Source organism: Leifsonia sp. 1010 (genome assembly GCF_031455295.1).
GTDB lineage: Bacteria > Actinomycetota > Actinomycetes > Actinomycetales > Microbacteriaceae > Leifsonia.
The window spans coordinates 1,108,231-1,134,024 of the sequence record NZ_JAVDSL010000001.1; the positions used below are offsets into that span (position 1 = coordinate 1,108,231).

Sequence of the window (25,794 nt, forward strand, 5' to 3'; positions counted from 1 at the left end):
GTTGATCGGTTACTTGATGCCGTACTTGTCGCACGCGGCCTTGTAGTCGGCGGTGCAGATCTTGGCCGCCGAGTCCGAGCCGTAGAACTCGTCCTTGACGACCGTGCTCTCGATGTTGTCCGTCGTCACCGACACCGGGGTCAGCAGGAAGGACTGGATGCCTGCGCCGCCCGCGGTCTTCACCGTGGTGTCGCCCTTGGGCTTGTCACCCTTGGTGAGACCGACCGCGAGTTCCGCGGCCTTCTCGGCCTCCGGCTTGATGGCCTTGTACACGGTCATGTACTGGTCGCCGGCGAGGATGCGCTGGATGCCCGCGAGCTCGGCGTCCTGCCCGGTGACGGGCGGGAACGGGCTCAGGTTGGCAGCCTTCATAGCCGCGATGGCGCCGCCACCGGTGCCGTCGTTGGCCGCGTAGACGCCCTTGATCTGGTCCTTGAACTGCGAGACCTGACCGGACACCCAGTCCTGGGCCTTTGCGGGGTCCCATCCGGGGGTGTCGTACTCGGCCAGCACCTTGTAGCCGCTGGAGTCGATGACGCTGTGCGCGCCCTTCTTGAAGAGGGTGGCGTTGTTGTCGGTCGGGGATCCGTTGACCATGAGGATGCCGCTGCCCGAGGGGACGCCATCCTTCTTGAGCTTGTCGACGAGGGCCTGTCCCTGCAGCTGGCCGACCTTCTCGTTGTCGAACGAGATGTAGTAGTCGCTGTCGGGGCTGTTGATCAGGCGGTCGTAGGAAATGACAGGGACGTTCTTGGCCTTGGCCTCACCCACGATGGATGCGGCGGCCTCGCCGTCGAACGGGTCGAGGACGAGGACCTTGACGCCCTGGGTGAGCATCGACTCCGCCTGCTGCTGCTGCTTGCTGGCGTCTCCGTCGGCGTTCGCGTAGAGGACCTTGCAGCCGGAGCAGAGCTCCTTGACCTTCGCCTCGAAGAAGGGCTTGTCGGCCGCCTCGTAGCGGGCGGTGACCGAGTCCGGAAGGAGCAGACCGATCTGGGCGTTGGCGGCGTCGCCGGTGCTTCCTCCGCCGGACCCGTTTCCGGATCCGTTCGAACACGCTGTGAGGGTGACGGCTGTGAGCAGGATCGCGGCCGACGCGATGACCGCTCTCTTGGTGGCGATCTTCATTGAAAAACCTCCGATTCGGCACCGCCTTCGTTGGCGGCTGCGTTGAGTGTGCCAGTCGGGGGGTTTGGCGTCAAGAGTTGAAGCCAAGGGTTTCGATAACGGTTCGGACCGTCTTCGGGGGACAGCGCGTGCCGATGGTCAGAACGTGACGCCGTCCGGCGAGATCGAGACGCAGTCGACGGCGTACGCGACCGCCCCGAGGGCGGCGGCGCGCATCCCGAGCTGAGCCTGGACGATGTCCGGCATGAGGTCGGGATTGACGATGATCGAGCGCTCCACCGCGTGCCGCATCGGGCCGAGCAGAAGCTCTCCCGCTCGGGACAGCTCCCCTCCGACGATCACGCGCTCCGGGTCGATCAGGTTGCAGAGGTTGGCCGTCGCGACGCCGATGTGGCGTCCGGCGTCGCCGATTGCGCGGATGCAGCGCGCATCGCCCGCCATCGCCTGCAGCACGACGTCGCCGAGCTTGAGGCTCCCGAGGTGGTCGCGCAGCTCGTCCAGGATGGCGGGGCCGCCCGCCAGCGCTTCGAGGCACCCGCGGTTCCCGCAGCGGCAGAGCGGTCCGTTCTCGCGGATCGTGGTGTGGCCGAACTCGCCGGCGACGCCGTGGTTCCCGCGGAACAGCTGGCCGTTGAGCAGCAGGCCGGCCCCGATCCCGTCGCCGACGTCGATCGTGATCGTGTTGCGCTTGCCGCGCCCCGCACCGAACCGCGACTCGCCGAGCGCCGCGAGGTTGGCGGCGTTGTCCACGAAGACCGGACGCTTGATCCGGCGTTCCATCGACTCGGCGATCACGACGCCGTCCCAGCCGCGCATGATGCCGCTGCGGGCGATCGTCCCGGTCGCCCGATCGATCGGAGCGGGGACCGCGATCCCGACGGCGAGCAGGTCGTCGCGGGACGCATCCACCGATTCGAGCATGTCGTTCAGGAGCAGCGAGACCTTGTCGAGCTCGTTGTCGGCGCGGTGGTCACGGGCGAGCGGCATGTGGTTCTCGGCCACGACGGTGTGGGCGACGTCCGCCAGCGCGACGCGCAGGTGCCGTGTCGAGAAGTGCACGCCGACGACAAGGCCGAGCGCGTGCGCCAGCGTGACGTGCTGCGCGCGCCGGCCCGAGCGGATGCTCTGCGTCGTATGCAGGACGCCGGAGGTCGAGAGCTCTTTGACGATGTTCGACACGGTCGCGGGCGAGAGCCCCGTCGCCCCTGCCAGTTCGACCTGCGTGAGGCCTCCGTGCTTCTTGATGGCGTCGACGATGCGGGCTCGGTTGGCTTCACGAAGTGAAGTCTGCGAACCCGGAGTTCGTCGCTGCGTTGCCACGACGAGAAGGATACATGGCCGGGGAAGGGGCCCGATCAAAAGTGAAAGTAATGGCTTTGTGAGATTCCTATGACCATCTGGACGGCCCGGCTTGGCAGGATAGAGCTATGGCCGACCTGCACGTTCACCCCGACCGCTTGGAGATCCACCTCACGCGGGCCGAGAAGGTGCTGGCCATGAAGCGGGAGGATCTGGTGGTGCCGCGGGACAGCATCCGCTCGGTCGCCATCACGGAGGACCCGTGGATCTGGATCCGCGGCATCCGGGCACCCGGCGCCGCCGTCCCGCTGACGCTGTCGATCGGGACCTGGAAGTTCCATGGCGGCAAGGACTTCCTCCTCATCAAGGGCAAGCAGCGCGCCGCGGTCGTGATCGACCTCGACGGCGAGGAGTACTCGCGCATCATCGTGTCGACCCCGCACGCCGCCCGGCTGGTGGAGGCGCTGCGCGTCGACGGGAGCGAGCTCGCCGCCGACGGCGGCATCATCGACTGAGCGTCAGCTGTTCTCGGCGACCACGAAGAGGATCAGCCCGACCAGCGGGATCCCGCCCTGCAGCAGCGCGGCCACCCAGAACGTCCGGCCGATGGTGAGCAGCACCAGCGACGCGAGCACCATGCAGACGCCGCAGAAGAAGATGAGGCCGAACCCGACGTCGTGGAGCGTCGTCCAGTAGAGCACGAGCCCGACGAGCGCTCCTCCGGCGAGGAACAGGTTGTAGAAGCCCTGGCTGTAGGCGACCGGTCGCACGACGTCCGCGTCGTGCTGGGAGCCGACACCGAACCGGCTCCACACGCCGGGCGCCGACCAGAGCACGCTCTGCATCGCGAAGAACACGAGGTGCACGAGCGCCGCCGCGGCGATGAGGACGCTCCCGATGATCGCCATGCCGGGAGGATACGCTGCCGACCATGGAGACGTTGAACACGACGTGCGTCATCGCCGGGGGCGGTCCGGCCGGGATGATGCTGGGCCTGATCCTGGCGCGCAACGGAGTCGACGTGGTGGTGCTCGAGAAGCATGCCGACTTCTTCCGGGACTTCCGCGGCGACACCATCCACCCGTCGACCATCGGCGTGCTGGGTGAACTGGGGCTGCGCGAGCGGTTCCTCGGGCTCCCGCACACCAGCATCACGGCGTTGGACGTCGTGGTGAACGGCAACCGCCTCCACCCGATCGACTTCAGCCGGCTCGCTCCGCCGGACGACTTCCTCGTGCTCGCGCCGCAGTGGGACTTCCTGAACTTCCTGGCGGAGGACGCCCGGCGTCACTCGAACTTCCGGCTGCTGATGCAGACGGAGGCGACGGAGCTGATCTGGGAGGAGGATGCGGTCCGCGGCGTCGTGGCGCACGGGCCCGGCGGCGACCTCGAGGTCCGTGCGCGGTTGACCGTCTCGGCGGACGGCCGGGCCTCCGAGCTGCGGGCGCAGGCCGGTCTGCGGCCCCGGCGCTTCGGGGTGCCGATCGACGTGCTGTGGTTCCGCATCCCGAAGCCCGACGACCTCCCCGCCCACACGCTCGCGTACGTCGGCGGAGGCGGGATGGTGGTCACGATCGAGCGCCACGACTACGTCCAGGTGGGGCTGATCATCCCGAAGGGCGGGTACGGCGAGCTCCAGGCAGGCGGCCTCGGCGCCTTCCGGCGGGCGGTGGTGGACGCGGCGCCGCATCTGCGCCAGGCGCTCGAGACGATCACCGACTGGGATCAGGTGAAGCTGCTGAGCGTGCAGATCGACCGGCTTCCGCGCTGGTACCGGCGTGGGTTCCTGGCGATCGGGGATGCGGCCCACGCGATGTCGCCGGCGTTCGGTGTCGGCGTCAACTACGCGGTGCAGGATGCGGTCGCCACGGCCAATGCGCTGACGGCGCGGCTGCGGGAGCTGGGACCCGCGGGTATCGCGGGCGGCTCCGCGTCAGCGGGCGACGCCACGGGCGAGGTCGACCTGCGGCTGCTCGACGGCATCCAGCGGCGGCGGATGCCGGCGGTCGCGGCGATGCAGCGCATCCAGCTCGGCGCCCACCGGACCATCTCGCGTCCGGAGGGCGTGCGACTGCTGCCGGAGCCGATGCCCGCGGCGCTGCGCGCGGCGCTTGCCGTGGTGACGCCCGGCATGCAGGCGGTCAGCTCCCGTCTGATCGGGCGTGGACTCCGGCCGGAATCGGTGTCGCCGGAGCTGCGCTGACCGTCAGCTCTGGCCGGTCGCGACCCCGATGAGCAGGAGTGCGAGCCCGATCAGCGGGAGCGTCCCCTGGATGAGCGCGGGGCGCAGGTAGCCGCGGCCCGTCGTGACGAGCACCACGGCCGCCGCGACCATGCACGCCGTCGTGAAGATGATGAGCGCGAGCCCGGCCGCGTGCTGGCCGACGCCGTAGAGGATCAGGCCGACGACCGCGCCGATCGCGAGGAAGAGGTTGTAGAACCCCTGGTTGTACGCCATCGGCCGGACGGTGTCCGCCGCCTCCTGGCTGGCCACGCCGAAGCGGCGCCAGACCGTCGGACGGGTCCAGGCGACGCTCTCCATGAAGAAGATCGCGATGTGGAGGGCGGCGGCGAGGGTGACCACGACGGTGGCGACGACGATCATGGCGCCAGCATACCGAGCGTTCTGCGGGTCAGGCGTTCTGCGGGTCAGGCGCTCGGGCGGGGCCGGGCTGAGCGGTGAGACGTGGGTCAGGCGCGCACGTCGACGACGGTCCGCCCGCGCAGGCGCCCCGCCAGGATGTCCTCGGCCGCCGGAATCGCCTCCGCGAGCGGCACGAAACGCGTCATCGCGGCGAGCGCTTCCTCGTCGAGGTCGGTGGCGAGCCGCCGCCACGCGGTCTCGCGCAGAGCGGCAGGCGCATCCACCGAGTTGATCCCGACCAGCGAGACGGCGCGCAGGATGAAGGGGAGCACCGTCGCCGGAAGGTCCGGACCCTGCGCCAGGCCGCACGCCGCCACCGTGCCGCCATAGCGGGTCTGGGCGAGCACCGTTGCCAGCGTCTGGCTGCCGACCGAGTCGATCGCGCCCGCCCAGCGCTGCGACTGCAGGGGCTTGCCCGGGGCGTCGAGTTCCGACCGGTCGATGATCGTCGTGGCGCCGAGGTCGGTCAGGTAGTCGCTCGCCTCTTCCACCCGGCCGGTGGATGCGGTGACCGGGTAACCCAGTTTCGCCAGGAGGGCGATGGCGACCGAGCCGACGCCTCCCGCAGCTCCCGTGACGAGGACGCTGTCACCGCGGTCGGTCACCTCTTGCGGGTCCACACCGTTCCGCTCCAGCGCGAGCACGGCCAGCATCGCCGTGAAACCTGCCGTGCCGATGGCGGCCGCCTGCTCGGAGGTGATGGAGTCGGGGATGCGGACCAGGGCGTCGCCGTTCACGCGCGCTCTTTCCGCCATCCCGCCGTGGTGGTTCTCGCCGAGTCCGGCGCCGTTGAGGACGACCCGGTCGCCTGGATGCCACCGCGGGTCGTCGGAGAGCCGGACCGTGCCCACCACGTCGATCCCGGGGATGAGAGGCGAGACGCGGGCGACACCGGGCCGCCCGCCGATGGCCAGTCCGTCCTTGTAGTTGAGGTCCGTGAACTCGACGTCGATCGTCACATCCCCGGGCATGAGGAAGTCGTCGGTGACCCGCCGGACCTCGGCGGTGTGGGCGGTGATCCGTCCGCCGTCGACCTGCTGCTCGATCACGATGGCCCGGAAATCGCTCATGGCCTCACCCTACGCCGGGCGGTTCGGCCGCCCCGGTCGTCTCAGTTGAGCTGCTCCGTCCCGAGGGGCAGCGCCCCGCCCGCGTACAGGTCGAGCGCCGTGTTCTTGAGTGCCGTGAGGGCGACCCGTTGTGTCCACGGTCCGTAGGAGACGCGGGCCACGCCCAGTTCCTGCAGCCGCGTCGGGGCGACCGATCCCGGCACGGCGATGACGCTGAGCTTGCGCTCGCCGAGGCCCGCGACGAGCTGTTCGACCGTCCGCTCGTCCAGCTTGCCGGGAACGAACACGCACGTGGCACCCTCGTCGAGGAGGGCCCGGCCGCGGCGGATCGCCTCCTCGACCTTCTCGTGGTCGGTCGGGAACGTGTCGCGGAGGAAGACGTCGGTGCGCGCGTTCAGCGCGAACGGCACCCCTTCGGCCTCCGCCGCCCGGATTGCGGCCCGCACGGCGGCTACGGCGTCGTCGAATGGACGCAGCTGGTCTTCGAGGTTGGCGCCGACCGCGCCGACGCCGATCGCGCGCCGGATCGTCTCGCCGGCGTCGCCGTAGCCCGCCTCCAGGTCGGCGCTCACGGGCAGGTCGGTGGCGGCGACGATGCGTCCGACCATGTCGAGCATCTGGTCGAGCGGGATCTTCTCTCCGTCCTCGTACCCGAGGGTCGCCGCGATGGAGTGGCTCGCGGTGGCGAGCGCGCGGGTGTCGGGGAGGTCGGCGATGACACGGGCGCTGATCGCATCCCAGACGTTGACGACCTGGAGCAGTTCGGGTGCGTCGTGAAGCCGCCGGAGTTCGGCGCCGCGCGCCTGGATGTCAGTCATGGGCTCACCCTACGTCGCGGCGGGTCCTCGCTCTAGGATGGCGGCATGGCCCGCACGGGGGAGCCGATGGAGGTGCCGAAGAGCCGATCGGCGCCGGGTCGGCGCGCCTCGGCGAGTTCGGTCGTCGACTACGCGTTCTTCGTCTTCGGCGGTGTCGCCGCGGTCTGGCTGGCCGTGCTCCTGCTCACGGACAGCTTCGAGTGGGGCTGGTACCTGATCCTGTTCTTCGTGGTGTTCTGGGTGGTCCTCGCCTACCTGGTGCTCCCGCGGCTGCATCGCATCCTGACCGAGATCTACGTCCCCGACTATTTCATCGGCCGCGCCCGCACCAGCGACGGTCTGCTCGGCGACCCGATCAATCTGGCGCTGCTCGGGTCGGAGGCGCAGCTGGACGACGCGATGCGTGAGGCCGGCTGGACCCGCGCGGACGACATCACGCTGCGTTCGAGCCGTCGGATCATCACCTCGACGCTGTTGCGGCGCAGCTACGACGAGGCGCCGGTGAGCCCCCTGTTCCTGTTCGGCCGTCAGCAGGATGTGGCGTACCAGCAGGAGGTGAAGGGCAACCCGGCGAAGCGGCATCACGTTCGGTTCTGGCGGTGTCCCGACGGTTGGCTGCTCCCCGGGGGGTACGGGGTGGACTGGCTGGCGGCCGGGACGTTCGACCGCTCGGTCGGCTTCTCGCTGTTCACCCTGCAGATCACCCACAAGATCGACGCGAACACCGACATCGAGCGCGATCACATCGTCTCGACGCTGCTCGCGGCGGAGGTGGGCGCGGAGGTCTCGGTGATCCGGGACTTCTCGACCGGGTACCACTCCAGGAACGGTGGCGGTGACACGATCGAGACGGACGGCGACCTGCCGATCGTGGACCTGCGCGGGGTCCCGGTGGATGCGCAGGCCACGAGCGTCGCGGCCGACGCGGGTGCCCGCCGGGAGGCTCTGGCGGAACGCCGCCCCGTGCCGACCGCCCTCGGCGCGATGTTGATGGCGTTGCGCGTGCTGGCCGGCGTGGGCTTCGTCGTGCTGAACCTGCTCGATTGGCAGCGGTTCGTGATGTCGGAGCTGGGCGGCGAGGTGGTGACGGCGAGCGAGCGGGACACGGTGAGCCTGGTGCTCGGCATCACGATGGGCGCCTTCGGTGCCGGACTGGTGCTGTACTTCCTGCTTGCTCTGCTCGTGTTCTTCGGGAGCAACTGGGCTCGTATCGCCGCGATGTCGTACAGCTCGCTGATCATCATCGTTTCGGCGATCGACTACTTCAACGGTGGCCCGCAGATCTCGCTGCGCAACAACCTGCTGGGTCTGGCCCTGGACATCCTGGTGGTGCTGGCCCTGTCCTCGAAGCGCTCGCGCCTGTGGGCGCGGCGCCCGCGCGGCCGCCGCGGTCGCGGACGTCCCGCCGAAGTGCCGCCCGTGACCGCAGGGCCGACGCCCGCGGGCTCTGCGCCTGCCGGCTCTGCGCCTGCCCGCCCTGCGCCCTCCGGCCCTGCACCCGCCGCTTCAGCACCCGCTGACTCGACCACGCTCACATGAGCGGCTTCTTCCCGTCGGCTCCGCCCGCCTTGAGCGCGGACTCCTCAGCGTCCAGGAAGGCGAGCACGGACCGCACCGCCGGCTCCTGGTAGCGCCCTTCCGCCCGCGCCTCCAGCACCGCCTGACGTTCGGCGGTGATCATGGTCCGGCGCAGGCGCCGGTACTCGAGCGGCAGGTCGGTGCGATCGTCCGGCGACGGGTTCTCCAGGGCGTCGGACAGGAACAGCGCATTGATCCGCAGCCGCTGGATGACCCGTTCGTCCTCGTCGCCCGTCACCTGCGACTCCAGGTGCTCGAGCCCCGCGGACTGCGCCTCGGCCAGCAGCCGTTGCATCTCGCTGGCCTCCTGGGCGAAGTCCGGCGGCGGCAGCTTGAGACGTCTGATGACCCAGGGCAGCGCGAGCCCTTCGAGCAGGGTTCCGACCACGACGACGAACGCGAGGAACTGCAGGAACTCCCGGTGCGGTGTCTCCTCCGGAAGGAGGAACACCGCGGCCAAGGTCACCACACCGCGGATACCCGCGAACGAGACGGCGATGCCCGTCGGCCACGACCAGCCACGTTCCCGCAGTCGCTGCGGACCGTACCGGTAGAGCGTGGTGGTCCCGATCATCCACAGGAAGCGCGCGAGGAAGATGGCCAGCAGCACGACGATGCTGATGACGATCGTCTGGGGGATCGTGATGCCCGACGTGAAAGCAGCTGTGAGGATCGACCGCAGTTCGAGCCCGATGAAGAGGAAGACGGCGTTCTCGAGCAGGAAGCTCACCGTCCGCCAGTTGATCGTCTCCGCGATTCGCGCCTCGGCGGTCTGGATGGTGGGGGAGCGGTAGCCCAGGTAGAGCCCCGCAACGACCACGGCCAGAACGCCGGAACCATGGAGAAGCTGAGACGGGATGAAGGCGAGGTACGGCGTCACCAGCGCGAGCGACGTGTCGAGCACCGGCGACCGCAGTTGCTTGCGGATCGCGGCGAGGACAAGCCCGACGAGCAGTCCGACGCCGATGCCGACCACCACGGCGAGCACGAAGTCGACGCCGACGGCCACCGGGTTCACCACGCTGACGATCGCGGCGATGCTGGCATTGAGCGCGACGAGTGCGGTGGCGTCGTTGAGCAGGCTCTCGCCCTCGAGCACCGTCACGAGTCGCCTCGGGAGCTTGACCCGGCCGGCGACCGCCTGCACGGCCACCGTGTCGGTCGGCGCGACCACGGCACCGAAGGCGAACGCGGCGGCGAGCGTGATGGCCGGGACCACCAGGTAGGTCGCGAATCCGACCACGACGACCGTGAACGCCACGAGCCCGACGGATAGCAGGAGGATGCCGTCACGCCTGGCCCGGACATCCACGATCGAAGTCTGGATCGCCGCCGCGAAGAGCAGCGGCGGAAGAAGGCCGAACAGGACGACCTCGGGTTCCAGCGTCACTTCCGGCACGCCCGGTACGAAGGACGCAGCCGCTCCGACGAAGACGAGCACGACAGGGGCCGACCAGCCGACCCGTCGGGACAGGCCGGTGACCGTGACCGTGACGACGACGAACGACACGATCCAGACGATGGTGGAGACCGGATCCATGCTGTTCATGATGGCGGCAACACGGAGAGGCCGCCAAGGTTTCCCGCCAGTCGGTGGATAACGCGTTCGCCCTCGGCGATGTGGACGGTTTCGCCGTCGGCTAGGTGGCGTGAGCCTCGCAGCTCGCGATCCCGCAACCGTCGCAGACCACGAGCTGCTCGCGACAGGCCGGGTCGGAGCAGTTCCGCATCCGGCTCGTCGCCTCGCCGCAGGTGACGCACCGCCCGAGGACGGCGGCGTGGTCGCTGAAGGTGAGCGAGCCGCGCCCGTCGAAGACGTAGAGGGCACCCTCCCAGAGGCCATCGTCGCCGTAGGTCTCGCCGTAGCGAGCGATCCCGCCCTCCAGCTGGTAGACCTCCTGGAAGCCGCGCGAGCGCATCAGCGACGAGAGCACCTCGCAGCGGATGCCACCGGTGCAGTAGGTGACGACCGGCTTGTCCTTGAGGTGGTCGTAGGCCCCGCTCTCGAGCGTCGCGACGAACTCGCGGGTGTTCGCGACATCGGGCACGACGGCGTCCCTGAAGCGGCCGATCCCGGCTTCGAAGCGGTTCCGTCCGTCGAAGAAGACGAGGTCGTCGCGTTCTGCGGCGAGCGCGTGCAGTTGGTCGGGGCTCAGGCGCTCGCCGCCGCCCAGCACGCCGTTCTCGTCGACCGCCAACTCGTCGGGAGCCCCGAAGGAGACGATCTCGTCGCGCACCTTCACGGAGAGCCGCGGGAAGTCGACGCTCGCGCCGTCCGCATCAAGGCCGGATCCCTCGCTCCATTTGGCGTCGATGCGTCGGAACGGCTCGTACTCCTTGGTGACGCGGAGGTAGCGCTTGAGAGCGTCGAGCTCGCCGCCCAGTGTCCCGTTGATCCCGTGCGGCGACAGCAGGATGCGGCCACGCAGTCCGAGACGTTCGCACAGTTCGCGCTGCCAGAGCCGGACGGCATCGGGGTCGGCGAGCGGCGCGAAGACGTAGAAGAGGAGGATCTTGGGTACGGCCACCGCCTCATCGTAGGCGAGCGGTTCCGGGGTGGACCGGATCGTAGGATCGTGGAGGCTGTGAACGCCCGCAGTCTCGTTCGCCTGCCGTTCAGACTGGTAGGACAGGGTCGAATGCGTTCCTCCGGGGCGTGCCCCTGACAGAAAGGCGGGTTGTTGCGAACCCTGGTCATCATCCCGACCTATGACGAGCGAGAGAACGTCGGCTCGATCGTCGGACGGGTGCGCGCGTCCGCGCCGGACGCCGACGTGCTCGTCGTCGACGACAACTCCCCGGACGGCACGGGCGAGCTGGCGGACGCGCTCGCCGCGACCGACGCCAGCGTGCACGTCCTGCACCGCACCGGGAAGGATGGCCTGGGGGCCGCCTACCGGGCGGGGATGCAGTGGGCACTCGACGCCGGCTACGAAGTCGTGGTGGAGATGGATGCCGACGGCTCGCACCAGCCGGAGCAGCTCCCGCGACTTCTGGAGGCCGTCCGCTCACCGGAGCTGCCGGAAGGCGCCGACGTCGTCTTGGGCTCGCGCTGGGTCGACGGCGGCGGCGTGGTGAACTGGCCTGCCCGTCGCCGGCTGATCTCTCGCGGCGGGAGCACGTACTCCCGCCTGGCTCTCGGGCTACCGATTCGGGATGTCACCGGCGGCTACCGTGCGTTTACGGCGGACGCGTTGCGGCGACTGCACTTCGAACGGACGGAGAGCCAGGGCTACTGCTTCCAGATCGACATGACGCGCCGCGCCTACGACGCGGGCCTGCGGATCGTCGAGGTGCCCATCACCTTCGTGGAGCGGGAACGCGGCGCGTCGAAGATGGGCGGCGGGATCGTGGTGGAGGCGATGATGAGGGTGACGCTGTGGGGCCTGACCGGTCTGCCCCGACGCTTCCGCAGGCATCCGTCTCCCGCCGAGACGGAACCCGCCGCGCGGGCGTAGCGTGGCGATATGGCCAACGATCCTCTGGAGCGCTTCGGCGCTGTCCCCCTTTTCACCGTGACCAGTGACGATGTCGCCGATGGGCGTCCCCTGTCCCGCGCCCAGTGGGGTGCGGGAGGTGGCGGCGACGACATCTCGCCTCAGCTCTCGTGGAGCGGCTTCCCCGCGGAGACCAAGAGTTTCGCGGTGACCATTCACGACCCGGATGCCCCCACGGGTTCGGGCTTCTGGCACTGGGCCGTCTTCAACATCCCAGGGTCCGTCACCGAGTTGCCCACCGGAGCCGGCGCAGAGGGCGGGGCGAACCTGCCCACGGGCGCGTCGATGCTCTCGAACGAGATGCGGTCGAAGAGCTTCACGGGCGCCGGACCTCCTCCCGGGACGGGAACCCACCGCTACGACATCGTGGTCCACGCCTTGGACGTCGAGCACCTGGATCTGGACCCGGAGTCGACTCCGGCCGTCCTCGGCTTCAACGCCCACTTCCACACGCTCGCTCGGGCGGTGATCGCGCCCATCGCCACCGCGGGCGACATCTGATCGGAGCCCCGGTCGCGCCGGCGCCAGCGGTCGAGCCGGCGCCGGCTCTGCGGTGCCAGTGCCCCTCCGCGGTGTCAGTGCTTCACGCCGGTGAAGGCGAGCACACCGCCGAGCCCGATCATGAGGACGCCTCCGGTCGCGCCGAGTCGTTCCACGCGCTTGGGTGAGCGACCGAACCACTGCCGGGCGGTGCCGGCGGCGAGCGCCCACACGCTGTCGAACATCAGCGCGAGCACGAGGAAGATCACCCCGAGCTCGAACAGCTGGAGGGGGATCGCGCCCGCGTGGTAGTCGACGAACTGCGGGAGCACGGCGACGAAGAAGACGAGCGACTTCGGGTTCGTGAGCCCGACGACGAATCCTTCGCCGAGGATGCGCAGCCAGGACCGCCGGGGCGGAGCGGCCTCGTGGGTCACAGCGGTGTGCCGCCGGTGGCGGATCGCCTGGATGCCCAGGTAGACGAGGTAGGCGGCACCCGCGAACTTGATGATCGTGAACAGCACGAGCGACTGCGCGACGACCGCGCCGATCCCCAGGGCGACGGCGATCACCAGCGGGAGCATTCCCAGAGCGTTCCCCAGGACGCTGAGCAGACCGCCCAGCCTGCCGAGGGCCAGGGAGCGCCCGATCACGAACAGCACGCTCGGCCCGGGGATGACGATCAGCGCGATCGACGCGAGGGCGAACGCGAGCAGCGACGGGCCGGGAACCATGAGCCGAGCGTAGGGGAGGTAGGTTCGTTACGTGAAGCTCCACAACGTTCGTGTGCACAGCAGCGAGGAGAACCTCGCCCGTCAGGACCAGCTCGCATGGAAGATCGCGCAGGTCGCGACCGACCCGGTGGAGGTGGACGCGGACGTCACCGAGATGGTGATCAACCGGGTGATCGACAACGCAGCTGTCGCCGCGGCGTCCTTGACCCGACGACCGGTGGTCTCGGCGCGGTCGCAGGCTCTCGCGCACCCGATCCCGTCCCGCCAGCTGGAGGAACTCACCGATTCTGTGGAGCACCCGCAGGACGGCTCCACCGTCTTCGGCGAGCAGCAGGCGGTCCGCGTTTCGCCGGAGTGGGCGGCGTGGGCCAACGGAGTCGCGGTCCGCGAGCTGGACTACCACGACACGTTCCTCGCGGCCGAGTATTCGCATCCCGGCGACAACATCCCTCCGATCACCGCGGTCGCGCAGCACGCGGCGCGCGCTTACGGGTTGACCGGTCGCGACCTCGTCCGCGGCATCGCGACGGGCTACGAGATCCAGATCGACCTCGCGCGAGCGATCAGCCTGCACCGGCACAAGATCGATCACGTCGCCCACCTCGGACCGTCCGCCGCGGCGGGCATCGGCACTCTTCTCCGGCTGCCGGCCGAGACGATCTATCAGGCGATCGGCCAGGCACTGCACACGACCACGGCGACGCGTCAGTCGCGCAAGGGCGAGATCTCGAGCTGGAAGGCCCATGCTCCCGCGTTCGCCGGCAAGATGGCGGTCGAGGCGATCGACAGGGCGCTGCGCGGCGAGACCAGCCCGACCCCGATCTACGAGGGTGAGGATGGCGTGATCGCCTGGCTGCTCGACGGCCCGGACGCGTCGTACGACGTTCCCCTGCCCGACGCGGGCGAGTCGAAGCGCGCGATCCTCGACTCGTACACGAAGGAGCATTCCGCCGAGTACCAGGCCCAGGCCTGGATCGACCTCGCCAGGAAGCTGCACCGCGAGCACCCGGAGGCGGCTGATCCGTCTCGTGTTGAGAGCATCGTCATCCATACGTCGCATCACACGCATTACGTGATCGGGTCGGGCGCGAACGATCCGCAGAAGTACGATCCGACGGCGTCGCGCGAGACGCTCGACCACAGCATCCCGTACATCTTCACGGTCGCTCTTCAAGACGGCGGCTGGCACCACGTGGAGTCGTACCTGCCGTCGCGTGCCGCTCGGCCGGAGACCGTCGAGCTGTGGGGGAAGGTGACGACATCGGAGGATCCCGAGTGGACCCGCCGCTACCACTCGACCGACCCCGCGGAGAAGGCGTTCGGCGGTCGCGTGGTGATCCGTCTGGCCGACGGCCGTGTCATCGAGGACGAAATCGCCGTGGCCGATGCCCACCCGCTGGGTGCTCGGCCCTTCGTCCGAGAGGACTACGTCGCGAAGTTCCGTACCCTCGCGGCCGACGTTCTCGAGCAGGACGAGATCCAGCGATTCCTTGCGCTGGCCGAACGTCTGCCCGAACTGAGCGCCTCCGAGCTCGCCGGCCTCACCATCACTGCGCGTCCCGGACTCCTGGCCGCGACCCCCTCGCCGAAGGGACTCTTCTAGATGCTGTATTCGTCCGTTCCCGCGCACGAGAAGCGCGCAGCCTTCCGAGCCCGGCTGGCGTCGGGTGAGCTGATCCGCATGCCCGGGGCGTTCAATCCGCTGAGCGCGCGCCTGATCGAGCGCAAGGGATTCGAGGGCGTGTACATCTCGGGCGCCGTTCTCTCCGCAGACCTCGGCCTGCCGGATATCGGCCTGACCACGCAGACAGAGGTCGCCGGCCGATCTGCGCAGATCACGCGCATGACGGACCTGCCTGCGCTCGTCGACGCGGACACCGGCTTCGGCGAGCCGATGAATGTCGCGCGCACGGTCCAGGCATTGGAGGATGCCGGCGTCGCCGGCCTGCACATCGAGGACCAGGTCAACCCCAAGCGGTGCGGTCACCTCGACGGCAAGCAGGTGGTGGATGAGGACACCGCTCTGAAGCGCATCCGGGCTGCCGTGGATGCTCGCCGCGATGGCAACCTCCTCATCATGGCGCGGACGGACATTCGTGCGGTCGAGGGCCTTGCCGCGGCGATCGACCGCGCGAAGGCGTTGGTCGATGCCGGCGCCGACGCTCTGTTCCCCGAGGCGATGGCTGATCTTTCCGAGTTTGAGGCCATCCGCGCCGCCGTGGACGTGCCGGTGCTGGCGAACATGACCGAGTTCGGAAAGAGTGACCTGTTCACCGTCGACCAGCTGCGTGACGTCGGCGTGAACATCGTCATCTGGCCGGTGTCCCTTCTGCGCCTGGCGATGGGCGCCGCCGAGCGCGGCCTCGACCAGTTGGTCGGCGAGGGGACGTTGAAGCCGATGCTGGACGACATGCAGCATCGCGCCGATCTGTACGACCTGATTGACTACGAGGGCTACAACGCCTTCGACACGTCGGTGTACAACTTCGACGTGCGGAAGTAGCGCCCTCTCTCGATGCCGCCCACCGGCGGCCATTCCGTCAGCAGCGAAGGAGCTCACATGACCGACCCCGAGATCCACAAGGGCCTCGCCGGCGTCGTCGTGGACACGACGACCATCTCCTCGGTGAACCCGCAGACGAACTCGCTGTTGTATCGCGGCTACCCGGTCCAGGAGCTGGCAGAGCACTGCTCGTTCGAAGAGGTGGCCTACCTGCTGTGGCACGGCGAACTGCCGACGGCCGACGAGCTGGTCGCCTTCGAGTCTCTGGAACGGTCGCTGCGTCGCCTGGACGACCGCACGCGCCGCGCGCTGGATGACATCCCGGTGTCGGCCCACCCGATGGACGCCCTGCGAACCGCGGTCAGCCAGCTGGGCGGCCTCGACGCCACGCTGCAGCAGCCCGACAGCATTCTCGACCCGGAGCTCAACGAGGGCCGTGCCATCTACCTCTTCGCGCAGCTGCCCGCGATCGTGGCGTACATCCAGCGCCGCCGCCGTGGTCTCGATGTGGTGGAGCCGCGCGACGACCTCGATTACTCGCGCAACTTCCTCTGGATGACGTTCGGCGAGGTGCCGGACGACGTGGTCGTGGACGCGTTCCGCGTCTCTCTCATCCTGTATGCGGAGCACTCGTTCAACGCGTCCACGTTCACCGCTCGGGTGATCGCCTCCACGCTGTCGGATGTCTACTCGGCGGTGACCGGTGCAATCGGGGCGTTGAAGGGCCCGCTCCACGGCGGAGCGAACGAGGCCGTCATGCACGCCTTCGACGAGATCCAGAGCGCCGATCGCGCAGGGGCGTGGCTCGACGCGGCTCTGGCCGAGAAGCGCAAGATCATGGGCTTCGGCCACCGCGTGTACAAGAACGGCGACTCCCGCGTCCCCACGATGCGCGCGTCGCTGGTGGTCCTCGCGGAGCACTACGACCGCCGCGACCTCCTCGACCTGTACGACGCTCTGGAGAGCGCGATGGGCGAGCGCAAGAACATCAAGCCGAATCTGGACTACCCGTCCGGTCCGGCTTACAACCTGATGGGCTTCGACACCGAGACGTTCACGCCGCTTTTCGCAGCGGCCCGCGTCACCGGCTGGACGGCGCACATCTTCGAGCAGTACGCCGCCAACTCGTTGATCCGTCCGTTGTCGCAGTACACCGGCCCGGCGGAGCGTCACCTGGAGCGCTGACCTTCGGGCCGGCGCTCCGGGTGCACAAAGCCCTCGCCAGCATTCGATCAGCGATAGAGCAGCAGCGCGTCTCCCTGCCCACCACCGCCGCACAGCGCGACCGCTGCTCGCCCGGAACCACGTCGAGCCAACTCGTGCGCAGCGTGACCGGCGAGCCGGGCGCCCGACGCGCCGATCGGGTGTCCGAGCGCGATCGCGCCGCCGTGCAGGTTCACACGCTCCGGATCGAGCCCCAGGTCGGACATCGACTGCAGTGCCACGGCCGCGAACGCCTCGTTGATCTCGACCAGGTCTAGCTCCGACACGTCCCAGTTCGCCCGCTTGAGGGCTGCATCGATCGCGCGGGACGGCTGCGAGTGCAGCGAGTTGTCCGGTCCGGCGACCTGCCCGCTCGCTCCCACGAGAGCCAGCCACGGCAGTCCGAGGCGCTCGGCGTTCTCGCGGCTCGTCAACACCAGTGCCGCGGCCCCGTCGCTGAGGGGAGAGGAATTGCCGGCGGTGAGAGTCCCACCCTCGGCGAAGCTCGGTCGCAGCCGCGAGAGCGTCTCGGCCGTCGAGTCGGGTCGAACGCCCTCGTCGGTCCGCACGACGAGCGGCTCGCCTTTGCGCTGCGGGATGGTGACGGGCGCGATCTCGTCGTCGAAGACTCCGGCGTCGGCTGCCGCTCCCGCGCGTTGATGCGATCGTGCTGCGAAGTCGTCCTGCGCCTCCCTCGTCAGCCCGAGCTTCTCCGTGTAGCTCTCTGTCGAGGCGCCCATCGAGATACCGTCGAAGGCATCCGTGAGCCCGTCGTGCGCAGCCGAGTCGAGCGCCTGAATGGACCCGTAGTTCCAGCCGAGCCGCGAGCCGGGCAGGATGTGAGGCGCGTTCGTCATCGACTCCTGCCCTCCGGCCACGACCACCGTCGCCTCCCCGGTGCGGATCAGTCGTGCGGCGTCGATCACGGCCGCGAGGCCCGACAGGCACACCTTGTTGATCGTCGTAGCCGGCACCTCCCAACCGATCCCCGCACCGATTGCCGTCTGCCGGGCGGGGTTCTGTCCGGCACCGGCCTGCAGAACCTGGCCGAAGAGCACCGTGTCGACGGCCTCGGCTCCGATCCCCGACCGCTCGAGGGCTTGCTTCACGGCGATCGTTCCCAGCTGCACCGCGGTCAGCGAGGCGAGCGCCCCCTTGATCTTCCCCAGCGGGGTGCGGGCGGCGGACAGGATGACGACGTCGTCGGTACTCATGGGCTACTCCTTCGTGCCTTGTCCTCCCATTGTCACACCGCGCACGACGGGCGCACCGGTAGGCTTGGGGCTCGTGACTGCACGCGTTTTGATCAAGGACCTGGCCGCTCTTCCCGACGGCCCCGTGAGCGTCGCCGGATGGGTCGAGACCGTCCGCGACCAGAAGAAGGTGCAGTTCGTCGTTCTGCGCGACGAGTCGGGAGCCGTCCAGCTGGTCAACCCGCGCACTGTCGGCGACGACGGCGCGGTAATCGCGGACGAGCCTGCCACCACCATCTCCGGCCTCTCGCAGGGCAGCTTCGTTCGAGCCATCGGGGAGCTGAAGCACGACGAGCGCGTCAAACTCGGGGGCATCGAGATCAGGCTGACCTCCCTCGAGGTGGAGACGGCCGCCATCCCGGAGACGCCGATCGCCGCCGATAGTGGCATCGACAAGCGCATGGACTGGCGCTTCCTCGACCTGCGCGACCCGCGCCACAACCTCATCTTCCGCGTGCAGACCACGTTCGAGCACGCACTCCGCCAGTACTGGGTGGAGAACGGATTCGTCGAGATCCACACGCCCAAACTGATGGCCTCGGCTTCCGAGTCGCGCGCCGAGCTGTTCGAGCTGCCCTACTTCGAGACCACGGCCTACCTGGCGCAGAGCCCTCAGATCTTCAAGCAGATGGCACAGGCGGCCGGATTCGGCCGCGTCTTCGAGATCGGCCCGGCGTTCCGCGCTGACCCCAGCTTCACCAGCCGGCATGCCACCGAGTTCACGAGTGTCGACACGGAGATCAGCTGGATCGACAGCCACGAAGACGTCATGAAGGTGCACGAGGACCTCTTGGTCGCCGGTTTCACCGCGGTCAAGGAGAAGCACGGCGAGGAGATCGAGCGTCTCTTCGGCGTCGAGGTCACCGTGCCGTCGACCCCGTTCCCGCGCATCCCGCTGGCCGAGGCGAAGCGCATCGTTGCCGAGCGCGGCTACGAGGTGCAGCGCGAGGACGACGACATGGACCCCGAGGGCGAGCGTCAGATCTCCGCGTACGTCAAGGAGACGTATGGGCACGAGTTCGTCTTCCTGACGGACTACGCGGCAAGCATCCGCCCGTACTATCACATGCGTCATCCCGAGGACCCGTCGATCACGCGCAGCTACGACCTGATCTTCAACGGCGTCGAGATCTCGACGGGGGCTCAGCGAGAGCACCGCGTCGACATCCTCGAGAAGCAGGCCGTCGAGAAGGGCCTCTCGGTCGAGGAGCTCGAGGACGTCCTGGCGTTCTTCCGGTACGGCATCCCGCCGCACGGCGGTTTCGGGATGGGCCTGGCGCGCGTGCTGATGCTCATGCTGCACCTCTCGAACCTGCGCGAGACGACCTATCTCTTCCGCGGGCCGACCCGCCTGACGCCGTAGCGCCGGAGCCGGCGGTGGGCAGAGCCGTCCAGCTGTCGCCCGCCACCAGGACGTGGCCCAGGAAACGAAGGCCGAGCGTCGCGGCGGATTGGTCAAGTCGCCGGGTGAGCATGAGGTCTGCGACGGAGGCGTCGAGCACGCCGGACGGATGGTTGTGTGCGACCGCGAACGATCGGCCGCCGCGCGTGAGGACCGCCTGAAGCACGTCCGCCGGTTGAACACTGGTCTCATCCACGCCGCCGTCGTGCAGGAGCACCAGTTCGAGCGGACGCGAGGCGCGGTCGGCGACGACCACCACGAAGCGCTCCGAGTCGCGATGCAGAAGCTCCGGACGGACCACATCGGCGACCGCCTTGTGGTCGGTGAGTCGGGTCCAGGCCGATGACGCACCGGCCCGACGCCAGATCTCGATGATCGCCACCAGCCGCCCGGCTGTGGCGGGGCCGACGCCCGGTAATTGCTCGAGCCGCGCGAAATCCATCGTCGCCAGCCCCGCGAATCCCCCTGTCCTGCGGAGCACGGATCGCGCAAGCGCGAGAACGCTGCGTCCGGTCTGCCCGGACCCCAGCACCAGGGCGAGTACCTCGTCGTCGGTGAGGGACCCGACGCCCAGTCGCCGCATCCGCTCACGGGGGCGGTCGTGGTTCGGGATGTTCGCAAGAGCCACTTCCTCTTCTTCGTCGGCCATGAGTCGACGCTACGAAGACGGCCCGCGAACCGGACGCGACGCCGGGAATCTGTGGAGAAGTGCGAGTCCTCTCAGCCTGTGGACGGTTCCTGTCACGCGAGCCCCGCGGGCGCTCAGTGAATTCAAGGGAACCCCCTCCGTAGACTGGAGCGGTGGTAGCGAGCCAGGTTCACCTCGTCCGTCATGGCGAGGTGTTCAATCCCGACGGCATCCTGTACGGCAGGCTGCCGGGATTCGGCCTCTCCAAACTCGGTCACCGCATGGCCCAGGCCGCGGCGGACGACCTGCGCGAGCGGTCCCGTCCGATCAGCGCACTCCGCGTCTCACCGCTCCAGCGCACCCGGGAGTCCGCGGCTCCGGTGGCTGCAGCCTTCGGCCTCGATCCGATCATCGATGAGCGGATCATCGAGCCGACCAACCGCTTCGAGGGAACGCGCATGAAGCGCGCCGTCCGCAACCCTAAGTACTGGCCGTATCTCGTGAACCCGCTTCGCCCGAGCTGGGGCGAGGCCTACACGAGCATCGAGCGCCGGATGCTCGCCGCCATCCACGACGCTTTCGACTCCGTCGAGTCGGGTGATGTCGTCCTGGTCAGCCACCAGCTGCCGATCTGGGTCGCTCACCTCTCCGTCACCGGCGAGCGCTACCCCCACGACCCACGCAAGCGCCGCTGCGCCTTGTCGAGCATCACGACGTTCGAGCGCGTGACCGCCGAGCCGCCGATCGCAACCCCGACGCCCGAAGTCGGCGCGGAGTCCACGACCGAGCAGCCCGCACACCCCATCCACCCGGGCCGCACCCCCGAAGCGCAGCGTCTCGTCGAGGTCGGCTACGTCGAACCCGCCGCAAGCCTCCAGGCCGCCGCCACCGATGTGGGGGCGGTGTGAGCACCGTGTCCCGTCTCCGCTCGCGCATCCTGCTGCCCGCCGCCGCCCTCGCTGCGGCGACCGCGCTCGCACTATCCGGCTGTACGGCCAACGACAGCCTCGCGAACCAGTACCGCTCCGGCAACGGCCAGAACTACATCGCGGGAGATGGCACGGTCAGCGAGTTCGCGGCAGGCAACCGCGGTGACGCGGTCTCCTTCACGGGCAAACTGCAGGACGGCAGCACGGTGTCCTCGGCCGACTACGCAGGCAAGGTCCTCGTCGTGAACTTCTGGTACGCCGGCTGCCCGCCGTGCCGGGTCGAGGCCCCCGATCTCGAATCGCTGAGCAACAAGTACAAGGCGCAGGGCGTCGGCTTCCTCGGCGTCAACCTGTACGACTCGGCGCAGACCGCGGAGAGCTTCGAGAAGGAGAAGGGCGTCACGTACCCGTCCGTGCTCGACCGCGACACCGGCTCCGTCCTCCTCGCGTTCAGCAGGACCGTCCCGCCGAAGGCCACCCCGACGACGCTCGTCGTCGACAAGAAGGGACGCGTCGCCGCGCGCATCCTCGGTGCGATCCCCGGCAAGAGCATCCTCGACTCGCTCATCTCCGACGCAGTGGCCGAGAACTGACGTGGGCGACGTCGGTCAGATCGTCTTCAGCGGTCAGCTTCTGCTGGCGCTGCCGATCGCCCTCCTCGCGGGGCTGGTCTCGTTCGCGTCCCCGTGCGTCCTCCCGCTGGTTCCGGGATATCTGGCCTATGTCGGCGGGATGAGCGATCCAGGAGCGAAGCGCGACCGCTCGCGAGTGCTCACCGGTGTTGCGCTGTTCGTCCTGGGGTTCGCCATCGTGTTCGTCGCCTATGGAGCGGCATTCGGTGCGCTCGGCTACTGGCTCGTGCGCTGGCAGGATGTCGTCGTCCGCGTGCTCGGAGCTCTCGTCATCGTCATGGGGCTGGTGTTCATCGGCCAGTTCTCCTTCCTGCAGCGGACCATCAAGCCGTCGTGGCGCCCGGCGACCGGGCTGATCGGCGCTCCGCTTCTCGGAATCGTCTTCGGTCTGGGATGGACGCCGTGCATCGGACCGACGCTCGCCGCCATCAGCGCATTGAGCGTCGGAAGCGGTTCGCCGTGGCGCGGCGCGCTGCTCGGGCTGTTCTACTGCATCGGCCTCGGCATCCCGTTCCTCCTCGTGGCCCTCGGCTTCGACTGGGTGGCGGGATCCGTCGCGTTCGTCAAGCGGCACATCCGTGTCATCAACATCATCGGCGGCGTCCTGCTCGTGGCCATCGGGGTTCTGATGGTCACGGGTCTGTGGAGCGAGCTCATGTCCCAGTTCTTGGCGGTGATCCAAGGTTTTGAGCCGGCCCTCTGATCACATCGACGCGCCTCCCCAGCGGGAGGACCCGGAGGTCGTCCAGCCGAAGCTGGGACCGCTCGGGTGGATCCGCTGGTTCTGGCGGCAGCTCACGAGCATGCGCACGGCGCTGTTCCTGCTGCTCCTGCTGGCGATCGCGGCCGTGCCCGGGTCTCTCGTCCCGCAGCGGAGCTCCGACCCCAACGGCGTCACCAAGTACTTCAGCGAGAACCCGTCTCTCGCTCCCGTGCTCGACAAGCTGCAGTTCTTCGACGTCTACACGTCCGTGTGGTTCTCGGCGATCTACCTGCTGCTGTTCGCCTCCCTGATCGGCTGCATCATCCCGCGCACGCGCCACCACTTCGAGGCGATGCGCGCGAAGCCGCCGCGGACGCCGGTGCGCCTGACGCGCATGTCGGGCTTCCAAGCGCGCATCCTGCCCGCGGCGCTCCGGCCGGACGCGCCGGATCCGATCCTCACCGCCCGTGATGTGCTGAAGGCGAATCGCTATCGGGTCGCCCTGTATCAGGATGCGCGGTCGACGTCGGTCTCGGCGGAGCGCGGCTATCTGCGCGAAACCGGCAACCTGGTCTTCCACATCGCCCTGCTCGGTGTTCTGCTGGCGATCGGCGTGGGCGGCGGCTTCGGCTACACCGGCCAGAAGATCGTGGTCGAGGGACAGAGCTTCGTGAACAGCCTGCCGTCGTACAACTCGTTCAACCCGGGCCGGTTCTTCAACGACGCGTCGCTGGTCCCGTTCTCGATCGCCGTCGACAAGCTGGATGTGGCGTACGAGACCAAGAACCGGGATGCGATCGGCACGCCGCTCGACTACACCGCGCATGTGAAGACGACGGGACCGGGGGATGCGTCCTCCGACACCACGATCAAGGTGAACGACCCGCTCGCGATCGGCGGGACGAACGTGTACCTCCTGGGCAACGGCTACGCACCGACCATCACGGTGAAGGACCCGGCGGGCAAGGTGGTGTTCAACGACTCGGTCCCGTTCATCCCGCAGGCGGACCCCAACCTGACGTCCCTCGGTTTCGTGAAGGTGCCGGACGGATTGAAGCAGCAGGTCGGGATGATCGGGTTCTTCTATCCGACCGTCACCGAGAGCTCGACCGGGGGAGGCGCGTTGGCGTCGAAGTTCCCCGGACTGAACGATCCCGTCTTGAGCCTCAACGTCTACGCGGGCGATCTCGGCGTCGATGACGGCGTCCCGCAGTCCGTCTACAGCCTCAATACCGACACCCTCGAGCAGCTGGCCGGGCCGCCGACCAAGACGAAGGCGCTGCAGCTGAAGCCGGGGCAGACGGTGGAGCTGCCGAACGGGCTCGGCACGATCTCCCTCGACGGCGTCAAGCGGTTCGCGACCCTGGAGGTGCACCACGATCCGGCCCAGATCTGGGTGCTGGTGTTCGCGATCCTGATCCTCGCCGGGCTGCTCACGTCGCTGTTCGTGCCCCGGCGCCGGCTCTGGGTGAAGGCGGTGGAGAACCCGGACGGTTCTCTGACGCTCGAGTACGCCGGGCTCGCCCGTGGCGAGGACCCCAACCTCCTGGCAGCCGTGACCGCGGTCGCCGATCAGCATTCCCGAGCCCTGGCCGGCTCCCCAAAGACTTAGGCTTGCATTGTGACCGAGACACTCGCTCAGCTGTCGACCGTGTTCTTGTATGCGGCGATGGGACTCTACGCGGCGGCGTTCATCGCCTTCGCGCTCGACCTCGCGCGTCGGGGGGCGCGAGCGACCGCCGTCGAAGCCGCCGTTGTTCCGAGCGCGGTAGCGCGCCGAGCTGAGGTCGCCGCACCGGTGGGGGCATCCACGACGACCGTGATCGGCGGGGTCGCGAGCGACGCGCCGCCGGAGCCGTCCTCAGCGCTCGGCCGTCTGTCGTCTCGCATCAGCAGCCGAGTCGAGGACGACCTGGTGAACGGGTCGGCGAACTCCGTCTCGATGCGGTGGGCGTTCGCCCTGACGATCATCGGTTTCGCGTTCCATCTGGTCGCGGTCGTGCTGAGGGGCATCGCGGCTGCTCGCGTGCCGTGGGCCAACATGTGGGAGTTCTCGATGACGGGCACGCTCGTCATCATCGGAGTGTTCCTTGTGGCCAACCTCAAATGGCAGATCAAGTACGTCGGGACGTTCGTGCTCGGGTTGGTGCTGGTGCTGCAGGGGATCGCGCTGTTGCGGTACTACGTGCCGGTGGTCCCGTTGCAGCCGGCGCTCCAGTCGTACTGGCTCGTCATCCACATCATCGTGGCCGTCTTGGGCACCGCGTTCTTCGCGCTCGGGTTCGCGCTGTCGGGGTTGCAGTTGTTGCAGTACCGCCGCGAACGGCAAGTCGCCGAGTCGCGGCCGCAGCAGTTCCGCTTCCTGGCCACCTTGCCGAGTTCGGTGGCTCTCGAGAACCTGGCCTACCGGATCAACATCGTCGGCTTCATCGCCTGGACCTTCACACTCATCGCCGGTGCCATCTGGGCCGAGAAGGCGTGGGGTCGGTACTGGGGTTGGGACACCAAGGAAGTCTGGACGTTCATCATCTGGGTGATCTACGCCGGCTACATCCACGCGCGCGCTACCCGAGGATGGCGCGGGTCGCGGTCCGCGTGGCTTGCGATCATCGGCTTCGCGGCCGTGCTCTTCAACTTCGGGATCGTGAACGTGTTCTTCCACGGACTGCACGCGTACTCGGGACTGTGAGCCCGAAGATCCCGCCGCCCGGACAGAACCCCCTCGGAGCTTCGACTTCGAGGGGGTTCTCCCGTTTCGGGCCTCGACAGAGACGCCGCCGGGCAGATCCGCGGAATTCCGGGGATGTCAAGCGCGACACGCCCGGGCTGCGGGCGGAATTTGCACGTCCACGGAGGCCTGCGTAAAGTACTTACTTGTCACCCCAAAGGTGCGGGAGAGCGGAAGACCTCCCCGGCCTCAAGCGGGACCAAATCCTTAGCCTAGCGGCAAACCTGAACTTGAATTAGTTCGGTTGCTGCGCTTAGGATTAACACCCACTCACTGAGCAGGTCTAACCGGTTCGGATCGTGTGATCGGTTGTGCCCACCACATATCGGGCCAACGAGGAACACGAAACGCCGACTTGACAAACTGACTGAGAGTGGTAAGGTAGAGAAGTTGCCTCGCAGAGAAAGCCGACAGGCTGGAAGGCGAGAGCGTCCGATCCTTGAGAACTCAACAGCGTGCACAATGTCAAATGCCAAACAACCTCGGCATTGACTGTCTAGACCTAGTCTAGTGGTCGATGCGAGATTCCTTTGGATTAGAAACAGAATGTCAGTAGATATTCGAA

At 68.3% G+C, this 25,794-nt stretch carries 25 protein-coding genes; 14 read left to right on the top strand and 11 right to left on the bottom strand.

What is annotated here, in order from left to right; translation table 11 throughout:
- Positions 1-9 precede the first annotated feature (9 nt).
- Positions 10-1,128, bottom strand: a complete 1,119-nt coding sequence (locus J2Y42_RS05430) for a sugar ABC transporter substrate-binding protein (protein ID WP_309855701.1) — start codon at positions 1,126-1,128, stop codon at positions 10-12.
- Positions 1,129-1,266: 138 nt separating this feature from the next.
- Entirely contained in the window at positions 1,267-2,448 is a 1,182-nt protein-coding gene (locus tag J2Y42_RS05435; RefSeq protein WP_309855703.1) for an ROK family transcriptional regulator, read from the bottom strand.
- Between the two features lie 107 nt (positions 2,449-2,555).
- Between J2Y42_RS05435 and J2Y42_RS05440 the strand changes: the two genes are divergently transcribed.
- Positions 2,556-2,942 (top strand): hypothetical protein, encoded by a 387-nt coding sequence (locus tag J2Y42_RS05440; RefSeq protein WP_089879675.1) that lies wholly within the window; start codon positions 2,556-2,558, stop codon positions 2,940-2,942.
- A gap of 3 nt (positions 2,943-2,945) precedes the next feature.
- Here J2Y42_RS05440 and J2Y42_RS05445 read toward each other — a convergent pair whose 3' ends face one another.
- Positions 2,946-3,335 (bottom strand): DUF1304 domain-containing protein, encoded by a 390-nt coding sequence (locus J2Y42_RS05445; RefSeq protein ID WP_309855706.1) that lies wholly within the window; start codon positions 3,333-3,335, stop codon positions 2,946-2,948.
- 23 nt (positions 3,336-3,358) lie between these two features.
- Here J2Y42_RS05445 and J2Y42_RS05450 point away from each other — a divergent pair, with 23 nt between their 5' ends.
- The gene (locus J2Y42_RS05450) at positions 3,359-4,630 is read left to right on the top strand and encodes an FAD-dependent oxidoreductase (RefSeq protein ID WP_309855707.1); all 1,272 of its coding nucleotides are present in this window, start codon (positions 3,359-3,361) and stop codon (positions 4,628-4,630) included.
- A gap of 3 nt (positions 4,631-4,633) precedes the next feature.
- Here J2Y42_RS05450 and J2Y42_RS05455 read toward each other — a convergent pair whose 3' ends face one another.
- From J2Y42_RS05455 to J2Y42_RS05465, 3 genes are all read right to left on the bottom strand, one after another.
- Complete coding sequence (locus J2Y42_RS05455) at positions 4,634-5,032, bottom strand: DUF1304 domain-containing protein (protein ID WP_309855709.1); 399 nt, start codon at positions 5,030-5,032, stop codon at positions 4,634-4,636.
- Positions 5,033-5,118: 86 nt separating this feature from the next.
- Positions 5,119-6,141: an MDR family oxidoreductase gene (locus J2Y42_RS05460; RefSeq protein ID WP_309855710.1), complete on the bottom strand. Its 1,023-nt coding sequence runs from the start codon at positions 6,139-6,141 to the stop codon at positions 5,119-5,121.
- 41 nt (positions 6,142-6,182) lie between these two features.
- Positions 6,183-6,959, bottom strand: a complete 777-nt coding sequence (locus J2Y42_RS05465; protein WP_309855712.1) for an isocitrate lyase/phosphoenolpyruvate mutase family protein — start codon at positions 6,957-6,959, stop codon at positions 6,183-6,185.
- A gap of 45 nt (positions 6,960-7,004) precedes the next feature.
- Here J2Y42_RS05465 and J2Y42_RS05470 point away from each other — a divergent pair, with 45 nt between their 5' ends.
- Entirely contained in the window at positions 7,005-8,498 is a 1,494-nt protein-coding gene (locus J2Y42_RS05470) for an LssY C-terminal domain-containing protein (protein WP_309855714.1), read from the top strand.
- Here the strand turns inward: J2Y42_RS05470 and J2Y42_RS05475 are convergent.
- Positions 8,491-10,077: a Na+/H+ antiporter gene (locus J2Y42_RS05475; protein WP_309855716.1), complete on the bottom strand. Its 1,587-nt coding sequence runs from the start codon at positions 10,075-10,077 to the stop codon at positions 8,491-8,493. The genes J2Y42_RS05470 and J2Y42_RS05475 overlap by 8 nt on opposite strands.
- Positions 10,078-10,177: 100 nt before the next feature.
- Positions 10,178-11,065 (bottom strand): rhodanese-related sulfurtransferase, encoded by an 888-nt coding sequence (locus J2Y42_RS05480; protein ID WP_309855718.1) that lies wholly within the window; start codon positions 11,063-11,065, stop codon positions 10,178-10,180.
- 153 nt (positions 11,066-11,218) lie between these two features.
- On the opposite strand from J2Y42_RS05480, the gene J2Y42_RS05485 reads away from it, so the two are divergent.
- Both J2Y42_RS05485 and J2Y42_RS05490 read left to right on the top strand, forming a co-directional pair.
- On the top strand, positions 11,219-11,995 hold the full coding sequence (locus tag J2Y42_RS05485) for a polyprenol monophosphomannose synthase (RefSeq protein WP_309858036.1): 777 nt from the start codon (positions 11,219-11,221) through the stop codon (positions 11,993-11,995).
- Between the two features lie 9 nt (positions 11,996-12,004).
- Complete coding sequence (locus J2Y42_RS05490; protein ID WP_309855720.1) at positions 12,005-12,535, top strand: YbhB/YbcL family Raf kinase inhibitor-like protein; 531 nt, start codon at positions 12,005-12,007, stop codon at positions 12,533-12,535.
- Between the two features lie 74 nt (positions 12,536-12,609).
- Here J2Y42_RS05490 and J2Y42_RS05495 read toward each other — a convergent pair whose 3' ends face one another.
- The gene (locus J2Y42_RS05495; protein ID WP_309855722.1) at positions 12,610-13,248 is read right to left on the bottom strand and encodes a LysE family translocator; all 639 of its coding nucleotides are present in this window, start codon (positions 13,246-13,248) and stop codon (positions 12,610-12,612) included.
- A gap of 31 nt (positions 13,249-13,279) precedes the next feature.
- Between J2Y42_RS05495 and J2Y42_RS05500 the strand changes: the two genes are divergently transcribed.
- The 3 genes from J2Y42_RS05500 to J2Y42_RS05510 are packed head-to-tail and all read left to right on the top strand — an operon-like array spanning position 13,280 to position 16,936.
- Positions 13,280-14,851: an MmgE/PrpD family protein gene (locus tag J2Y42_RS05500; RefSeq protein WP_309855723.1), complete on the top strand. Its 1,572-nt coding sequence runs from the start codon at positions 13,280-13,282 to the stop codon at positions 14,849-14,851.
- On the top strand, positions 14,852-15,751 hold the full coding sequence (prpB, locus tag J2Y42_RS05505; protein WP_309855725.1) for a methylisocitrate lyase: 900 nt from the start codon (positions 14,852-14,854) through the stop codon (positions 15,749-15,751).
- 57 nt (positions 15,752-15,808) lie between these two features.
- Complete coding sequence (locus J2Y42_RS05510; protein WP_309855726.1) at positions 15,809-16,936, top strand: bifunctional 2-methylcitrate synthase/citrate synthase; 1,128 nt, start codon at positions 15,809-15,811, stop codon at positions 16,934-16,936.
- A gap of 47 nt (positions 16,937-16,983) precedes the next feature.
- Here J2Y42_RS05510 and J2Y42_RS05515 read toward each other — a convergent pair whose 3' ends face one another.
- On the bottom strand, positions 16,984-18,168 hold the full coding sequence (locus J2Y42_RS05515) for an acetyl-CoA C-acetyltransferase (protein ID WP_309855728.1): 1,185 nt from the start codon (positions 18,166-18,168) through the stop codon (positions 16,984-16,986).
- 73 nt (positions 18,169-18,241) lie between these two features.
- Here J2Y42_RS05515 and aspS point away from each other — a divergent pair, with 73 nt between their 5' ends.
- Positions 18,242-19,570 carry an aspartate--tRNA(Asn) ligase gene (gene aspS / locus J2Y42_RS05520; RefSeq protein ID WP_309855730.1) on the top strand — a complete coding sequence of 443 codons (1,329 nt, stop codon included), beginning with the start codon at positions 18,242-18,244 and terminating at the stop codon, positions 19,568-19,570.
- On the opposite strand, the gene J2Y42_RS05525 is transcribed toward aspS, so the two are convergent.
- Positions 19,500-20,258 (bottom strand): DNA repair protein RadC, encoded by a 759-nt coding sequence (locus J2Y42_RS05525; RefSeq protein WP_309855732.1) that lies wholly within the window; start codon positions 20,256-20,258, stop codon positions 19,500-19,502. The genes aspS and J2Y42_RS05525 overlap by 71 nt on opposite strands.
- 152 nt (positions 20,259-20,410) lie before the next feature.
- Here J2Y42_RS05525 and J2Y42_RS05530 point away from each other — a divergent pair, with 152 nt between their 5' ends.
- The 5 genes from J2Y42_RS05530 to ccsB are packed head-to-tail and all read left to right on the top strand — an operon-like array spanning position 20,411 to position 25,190.
- The gene (locus J2Y42_RS05530; RefSeq protein ID WP_309855734.1) at positions 20,411-21,145 is read left to right on the top strand and encodes a histidine phosphatase family protein; all 735 of its coding nucleotides are present in this window, start codon (positions 20,411-20,413) and stop codon (positions 21,143-21,145) included.
- Positions 21,142-21,759, top strand: a complete 618-nt coding sequence (locus J2Y42_RS05535; RefSeq protein WP_309855735.1) for a TlpA disulfide reductase family protein — start codon at positions 21,142-21,144, stop codon at positions 21,757-21,759. Before J2Y42_RS05530 ends, J2Y42_RS05535 begins: the two co-directional genes overlap by 4 nt.
- Before the next feature lies 1 nt (position 21,760).
- Positions 21,761-22,501 (top strand): cytochrome c biogenesis protein CcdA, encoded by a 741-nt coding sequence (locus tag J2Y42_RS05540; protein WP_309855736.1) that lies wholly within the window; start codon positions 21,761-21,763, stop codon positions 22,499-22,501.
- Complete coding sequence (locus tag J2Y42_RS05545) at positions 22,485-24,113, top strand: cytochrome c biogenesis protein ResB (protein WP_309855737.1); 1,629 nt, start codon at positions 22,485-22,487, stop codon at positions 24,111-24,113. The genes J2Y42_RS05540 and J2Y42_RS05545 overlap by 17 nt, the downstream gene beginning before the upstream one ends.
- Positions 24,114-24,122: 9 nt before the next feature.
- Positions 24,123-25,190 carry a c-type cytochrome biogenesis protein CcsB gene (gene ccsB / locus J2Y42_RS05550; protein ID WP_309855738.1) on the top strand — a complete coding sequence of 356 codons (1,068 nt, stop codon included), beginning with the start codon at positions 24,123-24,125 and terminating at the stop codon, positions 25,188-25,190.
- Positions 25,191-25,794 lie beyond the last annotated feature (604 nt).

What these genes read in the sequence shown, in the direction of transcription:
- J2Y42_RS05430 (WP_309855701.1), bottom strand. Translation starts at nt 1,128, where the DNA reads ATGAAGATCGCCACCAAGAGAGCGGTCATCGCGTCGGCCGCGATCCTG.
- J2Y42_RS05440 (WP_089879675.1), top strand. Translation starts at nt 2,556, where the DNA reads ATGGCCGACCTGCACGTTCACCCCGACCGCTTGGAGATCCACCTCACG.
- J2Y42_RS05445 (WP_309855706.1), bottom strand. Translation starts at nt 3,335, where the DNA reads ATGGCGATCATCGGGAGCGTCCTCATCGCCGCGGCGGCGCTCGTGCAC.
- J2Y42_RS05450 (WP_309855707.1), top strand. Translation starts at nt 3,359, where the DNA reads ATGGAGACGTTGAACACGACGTGCGTCATCGCCGGGGGCGGTCCGGCC.
- J2Y42_RS05455 (WP_309855709.1), bottom strand. Translation starts at nt 5,032, where the DNA reads ATGATCGTCGTCGCCACCGTCGTGGTCACCCTCGCCGCCGCCCTCCAC.
- J2Y42_RS05460 (WP_309855710.1), bottom strand. Translation starts at nt 6,141, where the DNA reads ATGAGCGATTTCCGGGCCATCGTGATCGAGCAGCAGGTCGACGGCGGA.
- J2Y42_RS05465 (WP_309855712.1), bottom strand. Translation starts at nt 6,959, where the DNA reads ATGACTGACATCCAGGCGCGCGGCGCCGAACTCCGGCGGCTTCACGAC.
- J2Y42_RS05470 (WP_309855714.1), top strand. Translation starts at nt 7,005, where the DNA reads ATGGCCCGCACGGGGGAGCCGATGGAGGTGCCGAAGAGCCGATCGGCG.
- J2Y42_RS05475 (WP_309855716.1), bottom strand. Translation starts at nt 10,077, where the DNA reads ATGGATCCGGTCTCCACCATCGTCTGGATCGTGTCGTTCGTCGTCGTC.
- J2Y42_RS05490 (WP_309855720.1), top strand. Translation starts at nt 12,005, where the DNA reads ATGGCCAACGATCCTCTGGAGCGCTTCGGCGCTGTCCCCCTTTTCACC.
- J2Y42_RS05495 (WP_309855722.1), bottom strand. Translation starts at nt 13,248, where the DNA reads ATGGTTCCCGGCCCGTCGCTGCTCGCGTTCGCCCTCGCGTCGATCGCG.
- prpB (WP_309855725.1), top strand. Translation starts at nt 14,852, where the DNA reads ATGCTGTATTCGTCCGTTCCCGCGCACGAGAAGCGCGCAGCCTTCCGA.
- J2Y42_RS05510 (WP_309855726.1), top strand. Translation starts at nt 15,809, where the DNA reads ATGACCGACCCCGAGATCCACAAGGGCCTCGCCGGCGTCGTCGTGGAC.
- J2Y42_RS05515 (WP_309855728.1), bottom strand. Translation starts at nt 18,168, where the DNA reads ATGAGTACCGACGACGTCGTCATCCTGTCCGCCGCCCGCACCCCGCTG.
- J2Y42_RS05525 (WP_309855732.1), bottom strand. Translation starts at nt 20,258, where the DNA reads ATGGCCGACGAAGAAGAGGAAGTGGCTCTTGCGAACATCCCGAACCAC.